The organism is Rhodococcoides sp. S146-33 (assembly GCF_059489205.1).
Genome location: NZ_JCAJWY010000001.1, coordinates 927,127 through 949,844, shown reverse-complemented (window position 1 = coordinate 949,844; position 22,718 = coordinate 927,127). Strand labels below are relative to the sequence as shown.

General features: G+C 65.3%; 17 protein-coding genes and 1 tRNA gene. 10 read left to right on the top strand and 8 right to left on the bottom strand.

The features are described 5' to 3' along the window. Nucleotides 1–85: 85 nt before the first annotated feature. From AC5WEY_RS04485 to AC5WEY_RS04475, 3 genes are all read right to left on the bottom strand, one after another. Nucleotides 86–1,537 carry a glutamate synthase subunit beta gene (locus AC5WEY_RS04485; protein WP_495644844.1) on the bottom strand — a complete coding sequence of 484 codons (1,452 nt, stop codon included), beginning with the start codon at nt 1,535–1,537 and terminating at the stop codon, nt 86–88. Beyond that, the gene (gene gltB / locus AC5WEY_RS04480; protein WP_495644843.1) at nt 1,530–6,119 is read right to left on the bottom strand and encodes a glutamate synthase large subunit; all 4,590 of its coding nucleotides are present in this window, start codon (nt 6,117–6,119) and stop codon (nt 1,530–1,532) included. Before gltB ends, AC5WEY_RS04485 begins: the two co-directional genes overlap by 8 nt. A 412-nt stretch (nt 6,120–6,531) precedes the next feature. Then, nucleotides 6,532–6,617 (bottom strand) — tRNA-Leu (locus AC5WEY_RS04475). Nucleotides 6,618–6,824: 207 nt separating this feature from the next. Between AC5WEY_RS04475 and AC5WEY_RS04470 the strand changes: the two genes are divergently transcribed. The 7 genes from AC5WEY_RS04470 (at nt 6,825) to pknB (ending at nt 16,584) form a co-directional block, all read left to right on the top strand. Beyond that, nucleotides 6,825–8,258, top strand: a complete 1,434-nt coding sequence (locus tag AC5WEY_RS04470; RefSeq protein WP_495644842.1) for an FHA domain-containing protein — start codon at nt 6,825–6,827, stop codon at nt 8,256–8,258. Nucleotides 8,259–8,428: 170 nt separating this feature from the next. After that, nucleotides 8,429–8,893 carry an FHA domain-containing protein FhaB/FipA gene (locus AC5WEY_RS04465; protein ID WP_027494977.1) on the top strand — a complete coding sequence of 155 codons (465 nt, stop codon included), beginning with the start codon at nt 8,429–8,431 and terminating at the stop codon, nt 8,891–8,893. Beyond that, complete coding sequence (locus AC5WEY_RS04460; RefSeq protein ID WP_495644841.1) at nt 8,890–10,332, top strand: PP2C family protein-serine/threonine phosphatase; 1,443 nt, start codon at nt 8,890–8,892, stop codon at nt 10,330–10,332. The genes AC5WEY_RS04465 and AC5WEY_RS04460 overlap by 4 nt, the downstream gene beginning before the upstream one ends. Further along, nucleotides 10,329–11,786: an FtsW/RodA/SpoVE family cell cycle protein gene (locus AC5WEY_RS04455; protein ID WP_495644840.1), complete on the top strand. Its 1,458-nt coding sequence runs from the start codon at nt 10,329–10,331 to the stop codon at nt 11,784–11,786. Before AC5WEY_RS04460 ends, AC5WEY_RS04455 begins: the two co-directional genes overlap by 4 nt. Next, on the top strand, nt 11,783–13,267 hold the full coding sequence (locus AC5WEY_RS04450) for a peptidoglycan D,D-transpeptidase FtsI family protein (RefSeq protein WP_495644839.1): 1,485 nt from the start codon (nt 11,783–11,785) through the stop codon (nt 13,265–13,267). Before AC5WEY_RS04455 ends, AC5WEY_RS04450 begins: the two co-directional genes overlap by 4 nt. 6 nt (nt 13,268–13,273) lie before the next feature. Beyond that, nucleotides 13,274–14,650: a serine/threonine-protein kinase gene (locus AC5WEY_RS04445; RefSeq protein ID WP_495644838.1), complete on the top strand. Its 1,377-nt coding sequence runs from the start codon at nt 13,274–13,276 to the stop codon at nt 14,648–14,650. Then, a complete protein-coding gene (gene pknB, locus AC5WEY_RS04440; RefSeq protein WP_495644837.1) occupies nt 14,647–16,584 on the top strand; it encodes a Stk1 family PASTA domain-containing Ser/Thr kinase in 1,938 nt (645 codons plus the stop codon). Before AC5WEY_RS04445 ends, pknB begins: the two co-directional genes overlap by 4 nt. 8 nt (nt 16,585–16,592) lie before the next feature. On the opposite strand, the gene AC5WEY_RS04435 is transcribed toward pknB, so the two are convergent. Continuing rightward, complete coding sequence (locus AC5WEY_RS04435) at nt 16,593–17,234, bottom strand: aminodeoxychorismate/anthranilate synthase component II (RefSeq protein WP_495644836.1); 642 nt, start codon at nt 17,232–17,234, stop codon at nt 16,593–16,595. A gap of 13 nt (nt 17,235–17,247) precedes the next feature. Next, nucleotides 17,248–17,991 carry a DUF881 domain-containing protein gene (locus AC5WEY_RS04430; protein ID WP_495644835.1) on the bottom strand — a complete coding sequence of 248 codons (744 nt, stop codon included), beginning with the start codon at nt 17,989–17,991 and terminating at the stop codon, nt 17,248–17,250. Between the two features lie 201 nt (nt 17,992–18,192). Between AC5WEY_RS04430 and crgA the strand changes: the two genes are divergently transcribed. Further along, nucleotides 18,193–18,456 carry a cell division protein CrgA gene (gene crgA, locus AC5WEY_RS04425; RefSeq protein WP_495644834.1) on the top strand — a complete coding sequence of 88 codons (264 nt, stop codon included), beginning with the start codon at nt 18,193–18,195 and terminating at the stop codon, nt 18,454–18,456. A gap of 36 nt (nt 18,457–18,492) precedes the next feature. Next, complete coding sequence (locus tag AC5WEY_RS04420) at nt 18,493–18,978, top strand: PH domain-containing protein (RefSeq protein ID WP_057478383.1); 486 nt, start codon at nt 18,493–18,495, stop codon at nt 18,976–18,978. A gap of 104 nt (nt 18,979–19,082) precedes the next feature. Here the strand turns inward: AC5WEY_RS04420 and AC5WEY_RS04415 are convergent, their stop codons facing one another. Further along, nucleotides 19,083–20,012 (bottom strand): rhomboid family intramembrane serine protease, encoded by a 930-nt coding sequence (locus AC5WEY_RS04415; protein ID WP_495644833.1) that lies wholly within the window; start codon nt 20,010–20,012, stop codon nt 19,083–19,085. Nucleotides 20,013–20,036: 24 nt separating this feature from the next. Continuing rightward, nucleotides 20,037–20,573 carry a peptidylprolyl isomerase gene (locus AC5WEY_RS04410; RefSeq protein ID WP_156399583.1) on the bottom strand — a complete coding sequence of 179 codons (537 nt, stop codon included), beginning with the start codon at nt 20,571–20,573 and terminating at the stop codon, nt 20,037–20,039. Between the two features lie 82 nt (nt 20,574–20,655). Here AC5WEY_RS04410 and AC5WEY_RS04405 point away from each other — a divergent pair, with 82 nt between their 5' ends. Then, a complete protein-coding gene (locus tag AC5WEY_RS04405; protein ID WP_057478381.1) occupies nt 20,656–21,036 on the top strand; it encodes a hypothetical protein in 381 nt (126 codons plus the stop codon). On the opposite strand, the gene AC5WEY_RS04400 is transcribed toward AC5WEY_RS04405, so the two are convergent. Then, nucleotides 21,031–22,662, bottom strand: coding sequence for an alpha/beta hydrolase (locus AC5WEY_RS04400; RefSeq protein ID WP_495644832.1), 1,632 nt, complete (start codon nt 22,660–22,662; stop codon nt 21,031–21,033). The genes AC5WEY_RS04405 and AC5WEY_RS04400 overlap by 6 nt on opposite strands. Nucleotides 22,663–22,718 lie beyond the last annotated feature (56 nt).

The following is a 22,718-nucleotide window of genomic DNA, read 5'->3' as shown; positions in this document are numbered from 1 at the left end:
CACTCCCGTCGGGATCAATGTGGCTTTCAGTCACTCAGAGTGCAAGAAAGGGACATTGATCCCGACGGGAGGGGCGGACAACTACCTACCGCTGCGGTGCCTGGGTAGGCACGATCGGCGACGGCAGTGCGGTTGCTCCCTGCAGGAACGTGTCGACGGCAGCCGCGCAGGAGCGGCCCTCGGCGATGGCCCACACGATGAGCGACTGGCCGCGGCCCATGTCTCCGGCCACGAAGACACCGGGGACGTTGGTGACCCACTCGTTGGTGCGCTCCACGTTGCCGCGCTGGTTGAAGTCGACACCGAGGTCGGTCAGCAGACCGCCCTTGTCCGGTCCGACGAATCCCATGGCGAGCAGCACGAGATCGGCCTCGAGGGTGAATTCGCTGCCCTCGACCTTCTCGAACTTGCCGGCCTTGAACTCGACCTCGCAGGCTTCGAGTGCGGTCACCTTGCCGTCTGCACCGACGAAACGCTCGGTGTTGACGGAGAAGACGCGCTCGCCACCCTCCTCGTGTGCCGACGCGACGCGGTACATCAGCGGGTACGTCGGCCACGGGGTGGACGTCGCACGCTCCTCGGGCGGACGGGCCATGATCTCGAACTGGTGCACGCTCTCCGCGCCCTGACGGTGCGAGGTGCCCAAGCAGTCGGCACCGGTGTCACCGCCGCCGATGATGACGACCTTCTTGCCCTCGGCGCTGACGGGCGGCGCAGCGAAGTCGCCCTGCTGAACGCGATTGGCGTGCGGCAGGAACTCCATGGCCTGGTAGATGCCGTCGAGTTCGCGGCCCTCGATGGGCAGATCGCGCCAAGCGGTGGCTCCGCCGGAGAGAACGACAGCGTCGAACTGCGCGCGCAGTTCGTCGGCCGAGATGTCCACGCCCACATCGACGCCCGTGCGGAAGACGGTGCCCTCGGCCTCCATCTGCGCGAGCCGTCGATCGATGTGGCGCTTCTCCATCTTGAACTCGGGGATGCCGTAGCGCAGCAGTCCACCGATGCGATCGGCACGCTCGAACACCGTGACGGTGTGGCCGGCGCGGGTGAGCTGCTGCGCTGCAGCAAGTCCCGCGGGTCCGGAGCCGACGACGGCGACGGTCTTACCGGTCAGGTGGGTCGGGTAGACCGGCGTCACCCAGCCCTCTTCGAAGGCCTTGTCGATGATCTCGACCTCGACCTGCTTGATGGTCACCGGATCCTGGTTGATGCCCAGGACACACGCCGCCTCGCACGGAGCCGGGCACAACCGTCCGGTGAACTCCGGAAAGTTGTTGGTGGCGTGCAGGCGATCGATGCTGTCACGCCACCGGTCTTTGAACACCAGGTCGTTCCACTCGGGAATCAGGTTTCCAAGCGGACAACCGTTGTGGCAGAACGGAATACCACAATCCATGCACCGGCTGGCCTGGGTACGCAGTGTGTCCTTCGAGAAGTCCTCGTAGACCTCTTTCCAGTCCATCAGGCGCAGATCGACGGGCCGCCGCTTCGGTACTTCACGAACCGTGTTCTTCAAAAATCCCTGTGGGTCACCCACGAGCTGCCTCCATGATCGCTTCGTCCACGTCCGCGCCGCTCTTCTCGGCTTCGGAGATGGCCAGCAGTACCTTCTTGTAGTCGCGAGGCATGACCTTCACGAAATGGTTCACCTGTTGTGACCAGTCCGCGAGGATCCGCTCGGCCACCTCGGAGCCGGTCTGCTCCTGGTGACGAGTGACGATGTCCTTCAACCAGGTGAATTCGTCGCCCTCGAGCTCGTCGATGTCGACCAGCTCCGTGTTGAGGTTGGCCTCGAACGTCTTGTTCGGATCGAAGATGAACGCGACGCCGCCGGACATGCCGGCACCGAAGTTACGGCCCGTCGCGCCGAGAATGACCACCTTGCCGCCGGTCATGTACTCGCACCCGTGATCGCCGACGCCTTCGACGACGGCCTCAGCGCCGGAGTTACGTACGGCGAACCGCTCGCCGACGACACCGCGGATGAGAGCCTCGCCGCTGGTGGCACCGAACAGGAAGACGTTGCCGCCGATGATGTTGTCCTCGGCGACGAATCCCTTGGGCGCACTCAACGACGGCCGCAGGACGAGATGCCCGCCGGACAGTCCCTTGCCCACGAAGTCGTTCGCGTCACCGTGCAGGCGCAACGTCATTCCGGACGGGACGAACGCACCGAAACTGTTGCCGGCCGAACCGGTGAACGTGATGTCGATGGTGTCGTCCGGGAGCCCGACGCCGCCGTACGCCTTGGTGACCTCGTGCCCGAGCATCGTTCCGACGGTGCGGTTGACGTTGGTGATCTTGGATTCGAAGACGACCTTCTCGCCCTTGTCCAACGCGTTGCGGCTGGCCGCGATGAGCTGCTGATCCAGCGCCTTGTCGAGGCCGTGATCCTGAACCCCGGTGTTGTAGAGGTTCTGGTTCATGAAAGCCGATTCGACCTCTTCGAGGATCGGCGACAGATCCAGCTTCGACGCCTTCCAATGCTCCTTGGCCGCAGTGGTATCCAGCAGACCCACCTGGCCGACGGCCTCGTCGAGTGTGCGGAACCCGAGCTCGGCCATGAGCTCGCGAACCTCCTCGGCGATGAACATGAAGAAGTTCTCGACGAACTCGGGCTGACCCGCGAAACGCTTGCGCAGCAACGGGTTCTGCGTCGCAACACCGACGGGGCAGGTATCGAGATGGCAGACGCGCATCATGATGCAGCCCGAGACCACGAGCGGAGCGGTGGCGAAACCGAACTCCTCGCCGCCGAGCAGCGCGGCGACCATGACGTCACGGCCGGTCTTGAGCTGACCGTCGACCTGCACGACGATGCGGTCACGAAGACCGTTGAGCAGCAACGTCTGCTGGGTCTCGGCCAGGCCGAGCTCCCACGGTCCACCTGCGTGCTTGACCGACGTCAGCGGCGTTGCGCCGGTGCCGCCGTCGTGGCCCGAGATGAGCACCACGTCGGCGTGCGCCTTGGACACACCGGCCGCGACCGTTCCGACACCCACCTCGGAGACCAGCTTCACGTGAATGCGGGCCTGCGGGTTGGCGTTCTTCAGGTCGTGGATCAGCTGTGCGAGATCCTCGATCGAGTAGATGTCGTGGTGCGGCGGCGGCGAGATCAGGCCGACGCCGGGCGTCGAATGCCGAACCTCGGCGACCCACGGGTACACCTTGTGCGCCGGAAGCTGGCCGCCCTCACCGGGCTTGGCTCCCTGCGCCATCTTGATCTGGATGTCGGTGCAGTTGGTCAGGTAGTGCGAGGTGACTCCGAAGCGTCCCGACGCGACCTGCTTGACGGCGGATCGACGCGAATCACCGTTCTCGTCGGGGGTGAATCGTGCGACATCCTCGCCGCCCTCACCGGAGTTCGAGCGTCCGCCGAGACGGTTCATAGCGATGGCGAGGGTCTCGTGCGCCTCGGCCGAGATGGAGCCGTAGCTCATCGCGCCCGTGGAGAATCTCTTGACGATCTCGCTTGCCGGCTCGACCTCGTCGATCGAAATCGACTGTCGCTCTTCGGTCTTGAAGCGGAACAGACCGCGCAGAGACGCAAGCCGCTCGGACTGGTCGTCGACCATCTTCGTGTATTCCTTGAAGACGTCGTACTGACCGGTGCGAGTGGAGTGCTGCAGCTTGAAGACGGTGTCGGGGTTGAAGAGGTGGTACTCCCCCTCGCGCCGCCACTGGTACTCGCCGCCCGTCTCGAGCTCACGGTGAGCGCGTTCCTGACGGTTGTCGAGGTAAGCGACCGCATGTCGCGCTGCAACGTCGTCGGCCACCTGATCGAGATCGATGCCGCCGAGGTGGCTGTTGAGCCCGGTGAAGTACTCGTCGACCAATTCCTGCGAGAGGCCGATGACCTGGAACAGCTGCGCTCCGGTGTACGACGCGAGCGTCGAGATGCCCATCTTGGACATCACCTTCAGCACGCCCTTGCCTGCGGCCTTGATGTAGTTGCCGACGGCCTTGTCGAAGTCGATGTCGGTGAGCGCGCCGCGCTCGATCATGTCCTCGATCGACTCGAAGGCCATGTACGGATTGACCGCTGCCGCACCGAATCCGATGAGCAGAGCCATGTGGTGCACCTCGCGGGCGTCACCGGCCTCGATGATCAGACCGACCTTGGTACGGGTCTTCTCCCGAACCAGGTGATGGTGCACCGCGGAGGTCAGCAGCAACGACGGAATCGGAGCGAGCTTCTCACTGGACTCGCGGTCGGAGAGCACGATGATCCGTGCGCCACCCGAGATCGCAGCGGAAACCTGAGCGCGGATGGCCTCCAACGACTTTCGGAGACCTTCGCCGCCCTCGGCAACTGCGTACAGGCCGCGCACGACCACCGAACGAAGCTCTTCCTGCGTGCCCTCGTCGTTGATGTGCACGAGCTTGGCGAGATCGTCGTTGTGCAGGATCGGCTGCGGCAGCACGATCTGCTTGCAGCTGTCGGCGTTCGGGTTGAGCAGATCGCCCTCGGGGCCGATCGTGCCGCCGAGGCTGGTGACGATCTCTTCGCGGATCGCGTCGAGCGGCGGGTTGGTCACCTGCGCGAAGAGCTGTGAGAAGTAATCGAACAACATCCGCGGGCGAGCCGACAGAATCGCGATGGGCGTATCGGTGCCCATGGACCCGATGGCCTCGGCACCGGCCTTCGCCATCGGCGAGACCAGCACGTTCAGTTCCTCGGTGGTGTAACCGAAAATCTGCTGCCGGATGAGAACGCGATCGTGCGGCATGTGCACGTGCGGGCGCTCGGGCAGATCGTCGATCGAGGTCAGACCCTCGTCGAGCCACTGCTGGTACGGATGCTCGGCGGCGAGTTCGTCCTTGATCTCGTCGTCGGAGACGATGCGGCCCTGTGCGGTGTCCACCAGGAACATCCGGCCCGGCTGCAGCCGCACCTTGCGGACGACCTTGGACGGGTCGATGTCGAGAACGCCGACCTCGGATGCCATGACGACCAGGCCGTCGTCGGTGACCCACAGCCGGCTCGGACGAAGACCGTTCCGGTCGAGGACCGCGCCGATGACGGTGCCGTCGGTGAAGCACACCGAAGCAGGTCCGTCCCAGGGCTCCATCAGCGAGGAGTGGTACTTGTAGAACGCCCGACGCGCGGGATCCATGGACTCGTGCCGCTCCCAGGCCTCGGGAATCATCATCAGCACGGCGTGCGGCAGGCTACGTCCACCGAGGTGTAGCAGCTCGAGCACCTCGTCGAAACGGGCTGTGTCGCTTGCTCCGTGGGTGACGACCGGGAAGATCTTCTCGAGCGCCTCGGAGCCGCCGAACACGTCGGAGGTGATGAGCGCCTCGCGGGCGCGCATCCAGTTCTCGTTGCCGGTGGCGGTGTTGATCTCACCGTTGTGCGCGACGCGCCGGAACGGGTGCGCCAGCGGCCACGACGGGAACGTGTTGGTCGAGAAACGCGAATGCACAAGGCCGAGTGCACTTTCCACGCGCTCGTCCTGCAGGTCGAGGTAGAAGCCCTTGAGCTGAGGCGTCGTCAGCATGCCCTTGTAGACGAAGGTCTGCGAGGACAGCGACGGGAAGTACACCGTCTCGCGGCCGGGGCCGTCCTTGCCCGCGCCCTCTTCGCCCAACTCGTGCTCGACGCGCTTGCGAATGACGAACGCGCGACGCTCCAGATCGAGATCGGTGACCGATGCGTCGGGTGCGGCGAGAAACAGCTGACGGAAGGTCGGCATAGCATCGCGAGCCAACGCGCCGAGGGACGAGTCGTCCGTGGGAACCTCACGCCAACCGAGGACCGTCAGGCCTTCGCTCTCGACGATGCGCTCGACGCCCTCGCAGGCGCGTGCTGCGTCGCTGCGGCCCTGCGGCAGGAATGCGACGCCGGTTGCGTAGGCACCGGCAGCGGGGAGTTCGAAATCTACGACGGCGCGGAAGAACGCGTCCGGAACCTGGATGAGAATGCCTGCACCGTCACCGGTGTTCGGTTCGGAACCGGCAGCACCGCGGTGCTCGAGGTTGACCAGTGCGGTGATCGCCTTCTCGACGATGTCGCGACTGCGGCGACCGTGCATGTCCACCACGAACGCGACACCACAGGAGTCGTGCTCGTTGACGGGGTCGTAGAGGCCTTGCGGGCCCGGAGTGTGCTTCATACCTAGCCTTCGGATAAGTCCAGCCTTGAAACTCGTCGGCGACGGTGTGGTGTAACCGGCTGCTCGAACGGCCTGCGGTGCGTCCTCGCCGTTGAAGCAGCACCTGTCGATCGTCGACGCTTTCCTCTGCACGGGCGGGTAGGCACGTGATAGAAAAGTGAGGGTCTCGACGGATTCGGCCGTGGTGAGGCCGATCCAATTACGAACGATAAGTCAGCACCTGGGTACCCCCGCAAATAAGGTAAGCCTATTGTGGGCTCCCACCTGCGATTTTCCGGACATTCGTCGAGGTATCGGGCCCCTCTCGGGACGCCGGTGGTGCACCGACCGAAAAGTACACGCGTGTAAGACGATCCGACTTTCACCACATAAAAAACTGGCCGCAGCGATTCGAGATCAGCTGCGACCAGTGTGGTGGGCGGAGGGGGACTTGAACCCCCACGTCCCGAAGGACACTGGCACCTGAAGCCAGCGCGTCTGCCATTCCGCCACCCGCCCGGGTGACGGCGAGAACACTAACACGCACCCTGCCGCGCCCGAAAATCGCGGCCTCGCGTGGTCCGGAGCGGGCGGCGGCACGCGGTCTGCGTCGGCGGCACCGTATATCATGCTTGGAGCGCGCCCTCGTGATGACACGCGGCTGTCGCACCCTGCGCACCTGCAGGCACCACACGGTGGAAGAACACAGTGAGAGGAGGGGTCACGATGGGCATCGTTCAGCGTTTCGAACGCAAGCTTCAGGGCGCTGTCGGCGACGTCTTCGCCCGCGTGTTCGGCGGTGGCGTCGTACCGGCCGAGGTAGAGGCGGCGCTCCAACAGGAGGCGTCGGATCTGGTTCGGCCCCTCGACGGCGGCCACCGACTGGCACCCAACAGCTATGTGATCACCATCAACAGCTCGGATCACGCCGAGCTCGCCGGCGATCGAGAACTCACGGTCAAGGCGTTTTCGCGCCACCTCGACGATTACATTCGCGATCAGGGGTGGCAGACCTACGGTGACGTGGTGGTTCGCTTCGAGCCGTCGCCCACTCTGCACACCGGTCAATTCCGGGCCAGTGGCTCGGTCGACCCCGATGTGGGACGATCGGCGACTGCTGCACCGAACCCGTCTGCGCAGCACGGCCCGTCGGCCGAGCAGAACGTATCGGCCGAGCCGGCACCCAGTCCCGTCCCTTCAGCCACGCAGCGACCGTCTGCCCCACCGATGTCGATACCAGGAGCCGGCCACATGACGCAGAACCCAGGCTACGACCCGCAGCGCGACCCCGCGGACGGTCAACGTCCCGATCCGCGCGCTCGCAACGGTTATGCCGGTGGCCAGGATCCCCGCTACGCCGCGCATGAGCAGAACGGGTACGACGCCCAGGCCTACGCGCCTGCCGATTACGATCCGCGTTACGACCAGCAGCCGTACAACGGCCAGGGCTACGACGAGCAGCAGTATGCCGACCAGGGTCAGGCATACAGCGCCGCGGGCGGCCAGGATCAGGGTTACGACCCGCACGCCTACGGTCAGGACCAGGGTTACGACGCGCAGGGCTACAACGCGCAAGGCTATGACGCCCAGGGATACAACGCGCAGGGGTACGACGCCCAGGGGTACCAGTACAACGGTGCCGACGGCGGTGCCTACTCCGAGGCCCCCTACCAGGAGCAGGCTTACAGCGACCAGTCGGGACAGTACGCCGAGCCCCAGGCAGCCGGATATCAGCAGCCCGGCTACCAGCAGCCTGCATACGACTACCCGGCTGCCCCGGCTGCCTACGGCCGTGGCTACCCGCAGGGCGCGGGCGATCGCAACGGCGGGTACGGCTACGACCAGCCCGCCGCGTACGCCGGTCAGGCTCAGTCGCTCGCAGCCACCCTGCAGCTCGAAGACGGCAGTGGCCGCTACTTCCAGCTCCGTGACGGTCAGAACATCATCGGCCGCGGCCAGGACGCACAGTTCCGGCTGCCCGATACCGGTGTCTCGCGACGACACATCGAGATTCGCTGGGACGGCCGCGTGGCCATGCTCTCCGATCTCGGCTCCACCAACGGCACCACCGTCAACGGTGCCCCCGTTCAGGACTGGCAGCTGGCCGACGGCGACGTCATCAGGGCCGGGCATTCCGAAATTCTGGTCCGGATCGTCTGACACACGGGCTGCCAGGCACGAGTGATGGTCGACTCTCGTGCTCGTCCACCCGAATGTCGTCCACCCGAGCGGCTTCACCCTATGATGCTGCGAGACAACCATGTCTGCCGCGCCGCAACGTTCAGGCGGGTGGGCAGCAGGTCCTATCGCGAAGGAGGAGGTGAATCGTCGTGCAGGGATTGATTCTGCAACTGACCAGGGCGGGCTTCCTGCTTCTGCTGTGGTTCTTCGTCTGGGCCGTCCTTCGCACCCTGCGCAGTGACATCTACGCGGCCGCAGGCATGCGAGTGCCCGCCCGCTACTCCGGTGGCTCCAAAGTTCTTCCGTCGTTCAACAAGCAGAAGGTGGCCAAGTACCTCGTGGTGACCCAGGGCGGTCTCGCCGGAACGCGCATCTCGCTCGGTACGCAGCCTGTGCTCATCGGACGCGCAGACGATTCGACTCTCGTTCTGACAGACGACTATTCGTCCACCCGACACGCCCGCCTCTCCCCTCGTGGCGGGGATTGGTACGTCGAGGACCTCGGCTCGACCAACGGTACCTACCTCGACCGAGCAAAGGTGACCACCGCAGTGCGCGTACCTCTCGGAACCCCCGTTCGCGTCGGCAAGACCGTGATCGAGTTGCGCCCGTGACCCTCGTTCTTCGTTATGCCGCTCGCAGCGACCGCGGTCTCGTCCGCTCCAACAACGAGGACTCGGTGTACGCCGGAGCTCGACTGTTGGCACTGGCAGACGGTATGGGTGGGCACGCTGCCGGTGAAGTGGCCTCCCAGTTGATGATCGCCGCGTTGGCCCACCTCGACGACGACGAGCCCGGGGAGGATCTGCTCGGGAAGCTCGAGGCAGCCACCCGGGAAGGCAACGCATCCATCGCCGATCAGGTCGAGGACGAGCCCGAGCTCGACGGCATGGGCACCACATTGACAGCAATTCTGTTCGCGGGCAAGCGAATCGGACTCGTTCACATCGGCGACTCTCGCGCATACATGCTGCGCGACGGATCGCTGACCCAGATCACCCGCGACGACACCTTCGTCCAATCACTCGTCGACGAGGGCCGCATCACCGCCGAGCAGGCGCACACCCACCCGCAGCGATCGCTGATCATGCGTGCCCTCACCGGCAACGAGATCGAGCCGACGCTGACCGTGCGGGAAGTACGGGCAGGCGACCGTTACCTGCTGTGCTCCGACGGCCTGTCCGATGTCGTCAGTGACGAGACCATCGAGAACACGATGAACGAGGGTGAGACCGGTCCCTGCGCCGATCGCCTCATCGAACTCGCACTGCGCAGCGGTGGACCCGACAACGTGACCGTCGTCGTCGCCGATGTCATCGACCTCGACTACGGACAGAGCCATCCCATCCTCGGTGGCGCCGCCAGCACCGAGGACGAGGAGGACGCTCCTCCCCCCAACACCGCAGCAGGACGTGCCGCGGCAATGCGACCGCCCCGCTCGACGCCCAAGCGCGTCACCACCCCGGTGGTCACCCCGGAGAGGAAGTCGCACAAGCTGCGCTGGACTCTGATCGCTCTGACCTTGGTGGTGCTGGCGGCAATCGGTGCGCTCGTTGCCAATTCGATCATCAAGGGCAACTACTACGTCGGTGCCGACAACAGCAAGGTCACCGTTCTGCGGGGCCTGCCCGGCTCGGTACTGGGGTACTCGCTGCAGAGCGTGGAACTGACCGGCTGCCTCGACGGCGACGGAGCCATCACACTGACCGCTCCCGATGCCGCGCCTGCGGACTGTGTTCCCTTCGAGATCGACGACCTTCTGCCTGCCGCACGCGAGCAGGTCACGGCCGGATTGCCGTCGGGATCCCTGAACGACGCACGTGGCCAGGTCGAGCGCCTGGCGTCGGGTGACCTGCTGCCGGTGTGCGAGACCGAGACCGGCGTCACCACCACCCCCGCACCGACCCCCACGACGACGATCATTCCGCCTCCCGGGGTCCCGTTGCCACCGGCCGCGGATCCGGTCCCGGAGGCGGCGCCGACGACAACCGCGGTGCCGACACCGCCGGTTCCGCAGGTCCCCGGCCAGAACTGCAGGACCGGTACTCGATGAGTTCCCCCGCCTCCACCGGAGGGTCCTTTCCGAGTCCGCCCGGAGGGTTCGCTCCTGCACCGATCCAATCGAACCGGCGCGGAGTGGAGTTGCTTCTGCTCGGCGCTGCGGTTCTGATCACGACGATTTCGTTGGTGTTGGTCGAGGCCAGCCAGGAGCAGACCATCACCTGGGATCTCGCGAAGTACGCGCTCGCGTATCTCGCGCTGATGACCCTGGCGCACTTGGCCGTACGACGCTTCGCCCCGCATGCCGATCCGTTGCTGCTCCCGATCGTGGCACTCCTCAACGGCCTCGGTCTGGTGCTCATCCACCGACTCGACCTGGCCGATCAGCAGCAGGCGCAGTATCTCGGCAACCCGATTCCGTCGCCCGACGCCAACCAGCAGGTGCTGTGGACGACGCTGGCGATCGCCGGTTTCGTGGCGTTGTTGGTGCTGCTGCGGGATTACCGCACGCTGGCCCGCTACGGCTACACCGTCGGGCTCGCGGGCCTGATTCTTCTCGCCATCCCGGCGATGCTGCCGTCCGCGTTCTCGGAGGTCAACGGATCGAAGATCTGGATCCGACTGCCCGGCTTCAGCATTCAACCCGGCGAGTTCGCGAAGATCCTGCTGCTCATCTTCTTCGCTTCACTGCTGGTCGCCAAGCGCGAATTGTTCACCGTCGCGGGCAAACACGTGCTGGGGATGGACTTCCCGCGAGCCCGCGATCTGGGTCCGATTCTGGTCGTCTGGATCGTCTCGGTCGCAGTGCTGGTGTTCGAGAAAGACCTCGGCACATCGCTGTTGATCTTCGGAACCGTGCTCGTGATGATCTACATCGCGACCGAGCGGGTCGGCTGGCTGATCATCGGGTTCGGCCTGCTGATCGTCGGATTCCTGTTCGCGTATCAGGTCTTCGGCCACGTCAAGATCCGAACCGACACCTGGCTGCACCCGTTCGACGACTACAACGACACCGGCTATCAGATCGTCCAATCGATGTTCAGTTTCGCCACCGGCGGATTGGCGGGCACCGGCCTCGGAAGCGGCCGGCCGTCCCAGGTGCCGTTCGCCAAGACGGACTTCATCATCGCAACCGTCGGCGAAGAACTCGGCCTCATCGGTCTGACGGCAGTGCTGATCCTCTACTTGCTGTTCATCATTCGGGGCCTGCGCACGGCGCTGGCCGTCCGGGACAGCTTCGGCAAACTGCTGGCCGCCGGCTTGTCGTTCACCATCGCAATCCAACTGTTCGTCGTCGTCGGCGGCGTCACCAAGCTCATTCCGCTCACCGGCCTCACCACGCCATTTCTGTCCTACGGAGGATCTTCGCTTCTCGCCAACTACCTGCTGCTCGCGCTGCTGATCAAGATCTCCGATGCGGCCCGTGAGCCGGCAACCCCGAAGAAGAAGCCCGCTCCTGCAGCACCTATCGCGGACGCTCCGACCGAAATGGTGAAGCGCCCATGAACACTCCTCTGCGCCGCGTGTCCATCGCTGTGATGGTCATGGTCGTCGCGTTGCTCGCCAACGCCACCTACCTCCAGGTCATCAAGGCCGACGATCTGCGAACCGACCCACGCAACTCGCGTGTGTTGCTCGACGAGTACTCACGCCAGCGCGGTCAGATCTCGGCCGGCGGCCAGGTTCTGGCGTCCTCCGTCGCGACCGACGACCGCTACAAATACCTGCGTACCTACCCGCAGAACTCGATCTCTCCGGCCAGCCCACAGGCCAACGCACCGGTCACCGGCTACTACTCGATGCTGTACTCGAGCAACGGACTCGAGCGGGCCGAGGACCCCGTGCTCAACGGATCCGACGACCGCCTCTTCGGTGGGCGCCTGTTCGACCTCGTCTCGGGCCGAGATCCGCGCGGCGGCAACGTCGTCACCACCATCGACCCCGTCGTCCAGCAGGTTGCATACGACCAACTCACCGCCAAGGGGTACACCGGTTCGGTCGTGGCACTCGATCCCGCCACCGGCAACGTCCTCGCCATGGCCAGCACCCCCAGCTACGACCCCAACCTGTTGGCCAGCCACGACGGCAGCACGACGACTGCAGCCTGGGAAAACCTGAGCAACGACCCGGCCAGGCCGATGGTGAACCGGGCCATCTCGCAGACCTATCCCCCCGGATCCACCTTCAAGGTGATCACCACCGCCGCCGCGCTCGAATCGGGTGCGACGCCCGATACCCAGCTCACGGCCGCGTCGAACATCACGTTGCCGGGAACCTCGACGACATTGGAGAACTACAACGGTTCGACGTGTGGGGGCGGCCAGACGGCAAGCCTGCGCGAGGCGTTCGCACGGTCGTGCAACACCGCGTTCGTCGAGCTCGGCATCGACACCGGAGTGGACAAGATGCGCGACGCCGCAGCCGCTTTCGGTATCGGCGAGGACACCTCCATTCCGCTCCCCGTGGCCGACAGCACCATCGGCCCGATCGACGACGACGCGGCCCTCGGCCAGTCCAGCATCGGCCAACGCGACGTTGCGCTGACCCCCTTGCAGGACGCCGTCATCGCCGCCACGGTCGCCAACGGTGGCGTACGGATGGCCCCGAACCTGGTGCAGCAGCTGCAATCTCCCGACCTGTCCGACCTGTCGAGCTACCAGCCGAAATCCATGGGAGAGGCCATCAGCTCCGATACCGCTGCAACCCTGACCGATCTGATGATCGGATCCGAGAACAACACCAGTGGTGAGGGAAAGATCCCCGGAGTCCAGATCGCCTCGAAAACCGGTACCGCAGAGCATGGTTCCGATCCACGCAATACCCCACCCCATGCCTGGTACATCGGATTCGCGCCCGCGAGCGATCCCAAGGTCGCCATCGCAGTCATAGTCGAAGACGGTGGAGACCGAGCGTTGGCCGCAACCGGTGGCTCCGTGGCCGCACCCATCGGGCGCGCCGTCATCGCGGCCGCATTGCAGGGGAGGTGACATAAGGTGCCATTGAGCAACGGGGCCGTAATCGCCCAGCGCTATCGACTGCTGCGCCTCATCGCCACCGGCGGTATGGGGCAAGTGTGGGAGGCGATGGACAATCGTCTCGATCGCCGAGTGGCGGTCAAGGTACTCAAGGCCGAGTTCTCCGAGGACCCGGAGTTCTTGCAGCGCTTCAGGTTCGAGGCTCGGACCACGGCGCAGCTGAACTACCCGGGGATCGCGGGAGTCTACGACTACGGCGAAACTCGTGACGGCGCAGGCGAATCTCTGGCCTACCTCGTGATGGAACTGGTCAACGGTGAGCCTCTCAACGCGGTGCTGGGCCGCATGTCCAGGTTGCCACTGGGCCATGCCCTGGACATGCTCGAGCAGACCGGCCGCGCTCTGCAGATCGCACACACGGCCGGCGTCGTGCACCGTGACGTCAAGCCCGGCAACATCCTGATCACCCCCACCGGGCAGGTCAAGATCACCGACTTCGGCATCGCCAAGGCCGTCGACGCATCCCCGGTGACCAAGACCGGAATGGTCATGGGCACCGCGCAATACATCGCCCCCGAACAGGCACTCGGCGAAGAGGCCACCTCGGCCTCCGACGTCTACTCACTCGGTGTCGTCGGATACGAAGTCCTCGCAGGTTCGAGGCCGTTCGTCGGAGACGGAGCCCTCACCGTCGCGATGAAGCACGTACGCGAACAACCGGCACCGATGCCGGTCGACCTGCCGCCTGCCGTACGCGAACTCATCGAGATCACGATGGTCAAAGACCCGGCCGCGCGCTACGCCAACGGCGGCGAATTCGCCGACGCGGTCGCCGCCGTCCGTGCGGGTCGCCGCCCACCCGCGCCAGGGAACTCCCGAGGCTCGGGTACCGGCCGGGTCATGATGCCCGGCGTCGTGCCGAGTCCGCAGCCGCCTCCGCCGTCGAGCACCCAGATGATGCCCACTTCCCAACGCGAGTACCGCGGACCGGCCACCGGTGCGGCTGCCGCAGCAGTGCCGGAGCCCGCCGGAATGTCCTCGGCACAGAAGGCATTGGCCTGGGGTGGCGGTGCCCTGCTGCTTCTTGCCATCCTCATCGGCGGTTACGTACTGCTGACCGGGGGTAGGGACGATACGCAGACACCGTTCGTGCCGCCGACCACCACGACGCAGCCGGTCACGACCACACGGACGACCACCGAGCCGACGACGACCACCACCGAAGAGACCACCACCGAAGAAACGACCACAACGACCACCACCACGACCACCGAACCCACCACCACGACGACGAGCCCCACCACGACGTCGGAGGAGCCGACGCAGACGACGACCACTACCCCCCGGCCGCTGTTCGAGAATCCGTTTCAGCAAGAGCCACAAGGACAACGATGACGACTCCCCGTACGCTCTCCTCTCGCTACGAGCTGGGCGAGATACTCGGTTTCGGCGGTATGTCCGAGGTTCATCTGGCTCGCGACACCCGACTCGACCGCGACGTCGCCATCAAGGTCCTGCGCGCCGATCTCGCCCGCGACCCCACGTTCTATCTGAGGTTCCGACGCGAGGCCCAGAACGCCGCTGCCTTGAATCACCCCGCCATCGTCGCCGTGTACGACACCGGTGAAGCCGAGACCGAAGCCGGTCCGCTCCCGTTCATCGTCATGGAGTACGTCGACGGCGACACCCTGCGCGACATCGTCCGTGCCGAAGGCCCCATGCCGCCGCGCCGGGCCATGGAGGTCATCGCCGACGTCTGTGCCGCGCTCGATTTCAGCCACCGCAACGGCATCGTGCACCGCGACGTCAAGCCCGCGAACATCATGATCAACAACGCCGGCGCAGTGAAGGTGATGGACTTCGGCATTGCACGCGCCATCGCCGATTCCTCGTCGCCGATGACTCAGACCGCCGCCGTGATCGGAACCGCGCAGTACCTCTCGCCCGAACAGGCTCGCGGCGAGCAGGTCGACGCTCGGTCGGACGTCTACTCGCTCGGCTGTGTGCTGTTCGAGATCCTCACCGGGGAACCACCGTTCAAGGGAGACTCGCCGGTCGCCGTCGCCTACCAGCACGTACGCGAGGATCCACAGCTGCCGTCCCTCGTCAACGACACGGTGCCACGCGAGCTCGACTCGATCATTCTCAAGGCGATGGCGAAGAACCCGGCCAACCGATACCAGAGCGCTGCTGAGATGCGGACCGATCTGGTTCGCGTTCTCGGCGGTCAACGGCCGAGCGCCCCGATGGTCATGAACGACGAGGACCGCACCACCATCCTGGGTTCGGTCGACTCCCGCCAGGCCGACTTCTCGGGCCGGGACAAGCCTGCCGCGGCCGCCGAAGCATCTCGCCCCTCGCGGCACGCCGGACCCGACGAGGAGCGCCGGAGCCGGCGCGGCCTGAAGATCGGCCTCGTCTCGCTCGCGGCCGTGATCGTCGTCGCCATCGTCGGTGCCTTCCTGTGGTCGCTCGGACCCGGTGCGGACCCCAAGACCGTCACGGTGCCGACCGTCGCCGGACTGGCCGCGGACGAGGCCCAACGCCAGCTCGAGGAGGCCGGACTCCGCGTCACGGTCCAGGAGAAGCCCGATGCGTCGGTGCCGGAAGGATCTGCGATCGGTACCACTCCGGCGGCCGGGTCGCAGACCGAGTCCCCGGGAGCCATCTCGCTCGACGTGTCCTCCGGACCTCAGCAAGTGCAGGTTCCGCGACTGACCGGACGAACGCAACAGCAGGCGTCCGACGCACTGAACGAGGTGGGGCTCGAACTCGATCCCACCATTGCCCGCGCGCCGTCGACGCCGGAGAACCTGGACAAGGTCGTCGAGCAGAATCCGTCGTCGGGCGTGAGCATGAACGCCAACTCACAGGTGCGCATCACCCTGGGATCCGGACCGGCGCAGGTACGCATGCCCAATGTCGTCGGCCAGCTCGTCGAGGTCGCGCAGCCCAACGTGGAGGGTGCCGGCCTGCGCGTGCAGGTCCAGAACATCGACTCCTCGCAGCCGGTGGGTCAGGTCGTCTCGACCGATCCCGGAGGCGGCACCAACGTCGCCGAGAACACCGTCGTCACGCTGCGGGTGTCGAACGGAGACAAGATCCCGATGCCGGACCTGTCCGGCCTCACCGAAGCACAGGCCCTGACGGCACTGGAAACGGCAGGATGGACCGGGACCACGGCGAACCTGACGGCGACGAGGCAGGCGACGCTGGATCCACTGATGGTCGGGCGAATCGTCAGCCAGACTCAGCCTGCCGGCTCGGAGATCAGCAAGACCGACACGATCACGGTGAGCATCGGGGCGCTGGGAATTCCTACCGGCTAGGCGTCAGCTCAAGCGAAGGCTTCGGATACCTGAGCTTCGAGTGCGGCGACGAGGCCGGCGTCGGTGGGCATTCCGCAGACGGCGAGCCAGTTGGCCAGCATGCGGTGCCCGCCCTCGGTGAGGATGGACTCCGGGTGGAACTGAACCCCGTGAATCGGGAATTCGGTGTGCCGCATCGCCATCACCAGGCCCGATTCGGTGCGGCCGATGATCTCGAGTTCCGCAGGAATCGTGTCCTCGCGGACGGTCAGTGAGTGATAGCGCGTGGCGGTGAAGGGATCGCTCATGCCTTCGAGTACACCGACGCCCGAATGATGCACCAGACTGGTCTTTCCGTGCAGCAGTTCCGGGGCTCTCTCGACGGTCGCACCGAATACGGCTCCGATGGCCTGGTGCCCGAGACAGACTCCCAGCAGCGGCGTCTTCGCGCGGGCGGCGGCCGACACCAGATCCATCGTGGCACCGGCGCGCTGCGGCGTACCCGGCCCGGGACTGAGCAGAATTCCGTCGAACTGCGCCGCGATCGCATCGCGATCGGTGAGGCGGTCGTCATCGTTGCGCCAGACCTCGACATCGACGTTCAGCTGGCCCAGGTACTGGACGAGGTTGAAGACGAAGCTGTCGTAGTTGTCGACGACGAGAATGCGCATGTCGACAGCGTACTCAGCGTGGCTGTGCGTACCGCATGCGCACCGATTCGGTGTACGCGGGCACCGAGACGTCCGCTGAGGTCTCGACGTCGTAGCGCAGGCCGTAGCGCAGCGCGTACTGCTCGTACAACCGCACGCCGGGCTCGTTCTTCAATGCCGCGCGCAACCGGTCCTGGTCGCCGATCGCCGTCATCACGTACGGCGGACTGTACGTCCGGCCGCCGAGCAGCAAGGTGTTGCCGATGCAGCGCGGAGCAGACGATGCCACCAACCGCTGATCCTGCATCGCGATCGCCGAGGCACCGCCGGCCCACAACGCGTTGAGCACACTCTGCACGTCGACCTGATGGACCACCAGATCGTTGGGCGAGGCGTCGGATGCATAAGACCCGTCAGGACCCCGGGGCGCGTCGGCCATCGTCACGGTCAGGCCGGCCCCGGACGCGGCCTCACGGCCCGCCGCATCGGAGAGGTCATCGATGCGGGCCAACGCGTCGGCGACGTCGGTGTCGCCGGAGGCGGTGCGCTGCTGGATGGTGTCCACCTGTTGCTCGAGCGCTTCCCTGCTGCGCCGAGCCTCCTCGCTGCTCCCACGAGCTGCGTCGACGAGATCGGCGAGACGGGTGGTGTCCCCACTGCGCAACTCGTTGCCGTCCGAGACATGTCTGGTGGTACCGAGGAGCAGACCCACAACGGCACACACCACGACGGCGAGAACCCACCAGCGGGTGTCGGCGCGGGTCGATCGTCGTGTCACGGGTGCTCGCAATTTGTCCGATGGGTCGGTGCTGGGCTCACCTGGGTTAGCGTGTACAGCAACTGGGTCGGTGACCGTCACGGTCCTCGGGGAGACAATAGCCTGGGGATGAGCGATACCTGCCGATCCACAGGTCCCGTCGTCAGTTGTCCACAGATCGGTCGCAGGACCGACAGCCGCCAAGAACGCGAAGAGGAAGCAATGCCGAAGTCGAAGGTACGGAAGAAGAACGACTACACGACCAACGCAGCGAACCGTACGCCGGTGAAGGTCAACGCCGGGCCGTCTCCGGTCTGGTATGTGGTCCTGATGCTGGGATTCATGCTGGTCGGCCTGCTGTGGCTGATCGTCTACTACCTCGCTGCGGACGACATCGCGTTCATCGGAAACCTCGGGGCCTACAACTTCTTGATCGGCTTCGGCTTCATGGTCGTCGGGCTCGTCATGACCATGCGGTGGCGCTGACAGTCGAGCGAGTTACACCGATGTCATTCATCCCCAATGTGGATAAACCCTGTGGATAACTTCTCGAACGATCCACAGGGTGTGTACGAAGAGCGCTGGGCAACACCTGTCGTCGCCATCGGAGCACTGGTGGTGGGCGGTCTTGCCCTCGGAATCGGTGCCGTGCTCTCATCGACCGATGCTGCCGGAGCGTTCCTCGTCGGACTGGCAGCCGTCGGAATGTGGGTGATCGCAGCACTCGCCGCCGCGCAGCGTCCGCGATTGGCCATCACACGCGACGGTTCCCTGACGATGAAACGTCTCGGCGGCGTGCGCACGTACTCCCGCGCCGACATCGTGCGCGTCAAAATCGTGCGCTACCCGCGACTGGGCCGACGCGTCCCGATGCTCGAACTCGACCTCCGCCCACCAGGCGAGGACGACGACCGACTGATCATCTTCGGTAGATGGGACCTCGGCACCGACCCGCGGGATGTATTCGACGCACTGAACACCCACGGTCTGGTGCCGCCGAACTCCTGAAGGTCGACCGCCCCGGGGTACTCGATGTGACGTTCAGTGGCCTTTTCGGGGGTCAATGGCACATCGAGTGGACTCCGGGTCAGGGCTCGATGGACGGCGGAGGGTCAGATACCCATCTGCGCGCGCAGGTCGAGCACGCGCACCGCGATGATGCCGAGGGTCACCACAGCAACCGCGATCACCGAAATCCAGGCCATGGACACACCGGCCGAGGTTCGTGGACTCTCCGGCCCGCGACGCCTGTTGGGGAGAAACACCAAGCCGGCTGTGGCGGCGGCACCTGCGACGAGTCCGCCCATGTGACCCCACAGCGAGATGCTGGGGATCGAGATGCTGATGAAGATGTTGAGGGCGATGACGATCAGGACCGGTGCCGGGCTTCGCTTGAGTCTCAGCAGGATGACGGCCTGAGCACCCAGCAGCCCGAACACCGCACCGGACGCTCCGGCGGTAAGAGACAGTGGGTTCTCGAACACCATGACCGATGCGCTACCGCCGAGCAGCGATAGGAAGTAGACAGCGAGATATCTGCTGCGACCCAGAACCAGTTCGACATCGCGACCGATGAGATACAGCGCGAACATGTTGACCAACAGATGAATCGGCCCGATGTGCACGAAGCCACTGCCGATCAGGCGAAACACTCCGCCATCGGCCACGATCAGACTGTTCAGAGACCAGGCCTGAGCCAGAGCAGAACCGGTGAAGTTGCTGGTGACATTGCCGGATTGGGCGGCGGTGATGCCGAACACCACGACGTTGATCGCGATCAAGGCGTAGGTGAACGGGGTCTTGGCAGATCGTGTAACCGGGGCTCCGGCGACCGTCTGCGCAGTGCGAACGTTCTTGTTCCCCTCGCGCACACAATCGACGCAATGCTGACCTACAGCGGCGGCCTGCAGGCATTGCGGGCACGCCGGGCGACCGCACCGCGAACACGCCAGGCCTGTAGGGCGGTCGGGATGTCGGACGCACACCGACTGGGGTGGGTTGGGTTGGTCACCGTACGGGCCACCCCAGCCGGGGTTCGTCATCGTGAATCTTTCTGTGGAACTAGATCAGGCGATCGTCACGCTGTTGATGACGACCTCGTCGACCGGACGGTCACCGCGGCCGACCTGCGTGCTCGAGATCGCGTCGACGACCTTCTTGGACGCCTCGTCGGTGACCTCACCGAAGATGCTGTGCTTGCGGTTGAGGTGCGGGGTCTTGCCGGTGGTGATGAAGAACTGCGAGCCGTTGGTGCCGGGGCCTGCGTTCGCCATGGCGAGCAGGTACGGGCGATCGAACGACAGTTCGGGGTGGAACTCGTCCTCGAACTTGTAGCCCGGTCCACCGGAGCCGGTGCCGGTCGGGTCGCCGCCCTGGATCATGAAACCGTCGATGACGCGGTGGAAGACTGCGCCGTCGTAGAACGGTCCGGTCTTGGCACCCGATGCGTTCTGCGTCGTGTACTCCTTGGATCCGTCCGCGAGGCCGACGAAGTTCGCGACGGTCTTGGGGGCGTGATTGCCGAACAGTTCGATGACGATGTCGCCGCGGTTGGTGTGCAGCGTTGCCGTTTGGGTCTTGTTTGGTGAAGTCACGCCCCCCATCGTGCCATCTCGGGCGTCCGGGTAGTGAGCAGGTCGTGTATCGGGCGGGCCGGCGGGGGTCCTGTTGTGGAACAGTGAGGGCATGACGAGCACTACGAAAACCGAGCAGGTTCACTCCTCCACCGGCGCGGCGGCATCGACGCTGCTCGGTGCCGCTTCTGTCGTGAGCAAGGGACCTGCCGGAGTGGGTCTGCTGCTCGCCAAGCGCGGCTACGGACTGGCACGCAAGCAGGCCGCACAGCGTCGCGCTGCGACTGCGGAACGGATCGCCGAGGCCAATCTCACCAGGACGGCGTTGACAGTCGAGCCGAAGTCGGGAAACAAGCGCCGCGTTCTGGTGCTCGGCGTTGCCGCTGCGGTCATCGGTGGTGTCGTGTTCTACCTGGGCCGTCGCCGAAACGAAGTACCGCCACCCGCCGACGTTCCGCCGAGCCTGGCCGACTACGACGACGGCTCGTCATAGATACAGGAGCTTCTGCAGTAGGTCGTACAGGGCCGGCCTGGTTCTGATCACGGCGTCCTCGCTGCGGCCGGCCACAACAAGCGCGGTGTTCTGTCGACTGGTCGATCCCTCGGCGAAGTAATCGCTGTGACCGATCGACCCGGTGCGCCCGTCGGAGCCATCGGTCGAAAGCAACGTGACCCCGTCCAACGTGCCCGGATCGCGGCCGAAGGCACCGAGGTCGGCGACGATATCGCCGACGGCTTCGGCCGAGAACACGTGCCCGTCCGGTAGCCGTAGGTCCGCGGCCGTGTGAGTACCCCACCCTGGGGATCCGAGCGCCACGAAGTCGTCGACCCCGGTGTCGGCTCGCAGTGCCGACGCTGCGGTGAGCGACCCGTAGGAGTGCGCCAGCACCGACAGGTGCGGATCGCTCGCCCGCGCTGCGTCGAGTCCGTCCAGAAATGGACCGAGCCGATCTGCCCCCACGTCCGCCGCCGTCGCGGACAACACGGTTCGGCTGGGGTCGAGCAAATTCCAGCCGAGCTGCGGGGCCTGGTAGTTCATCCACGTCACGACCGCCGCAGTCTCGCCCTGGCCTCCTGGAAGTAGCTGCTGCACAGTCGACTTCAACCCCTCCATATCTGCGTCGTAGCTCTCGATGTCTCCGTGCACGGTCGAACCGAGACCGGGTACGAATACGGCGACGTGAGTGGCTGTATCCACATCACCCACAGCAACAGCCGCTGTGGTCTCCTCGTACGAGGTGTTGTCCAACACCAGAAGTTGCCGATCTCCCTGCGCCAATACAGATTCGATCGCATCGAGCGACGCGAGTCGCTTGCGCGTCTGGTCCAACCCCGCGTCTGCGTCACTGAAGATTCCTCCGAACACGTTGCTGTCCAACTCGTTCCGTAGCTCGGCCTCGGCCGTGAGGAGGCGCGACCGCTCGGCAGCCAGTACCCGGCGGTTCGCACTGTCTCGCACTCGACCCGGCACACCGTCGAGATTGCCGATCAGCCCTGGTTTCTCCACCATGAGCCGGGTGCGCGCGGCAGGCGAGAGCGCGCTCCAGAACGCAGCGTTGGCAGCCGGAGTCGCGCCCGGAGTCACCGAGGCCGTTACTGCGGTCGCGACCTGCATCTCCGAGGTCCCCCCGACGAGGCGTCGGGCAAAGGTTTCGTCGAAAGCCGTTGCTGTGCGCACCAACTGGCAGATTCGTGCCGCCAACTCCTCACGAAGACGCCGACGATCACGCGTCGTCGACCAGAGGTCCGAAAGCGCAACCGAGTACGACTCGAGCGTGTCGGTCACCGAACCGTCGGAGTCGATCCCGAACCGTGACTCGACGGCCTCCTGCTCCACCGCCCGTAGAGCCGCGATCAGACTCGCCACATCGATCGAGGCGTCGGCGATGCATATCGCGATCCGAAGCAGCTCGTCGGAGGAACTGCGTGCGTCGGATCGCACGTCTCTCATCAACTTTCGGGCCGCATCGGCGGCCGCACCGACCCATTCGTCGCCGAACGCGGCGTCCGGAAACGACCGATGTAGGACGACCAGTTCGCGCCATTGCCGCATCAGACCGTCGGAGGCCGTGATCAACTCACCGCTGTTCCACAATCTGAACTCGTCGAGTGTGACCATCGTGAATCCCCCGCAGCGTCGTCGTATTCGACGAGTCAACGCGACGGACGAACCTC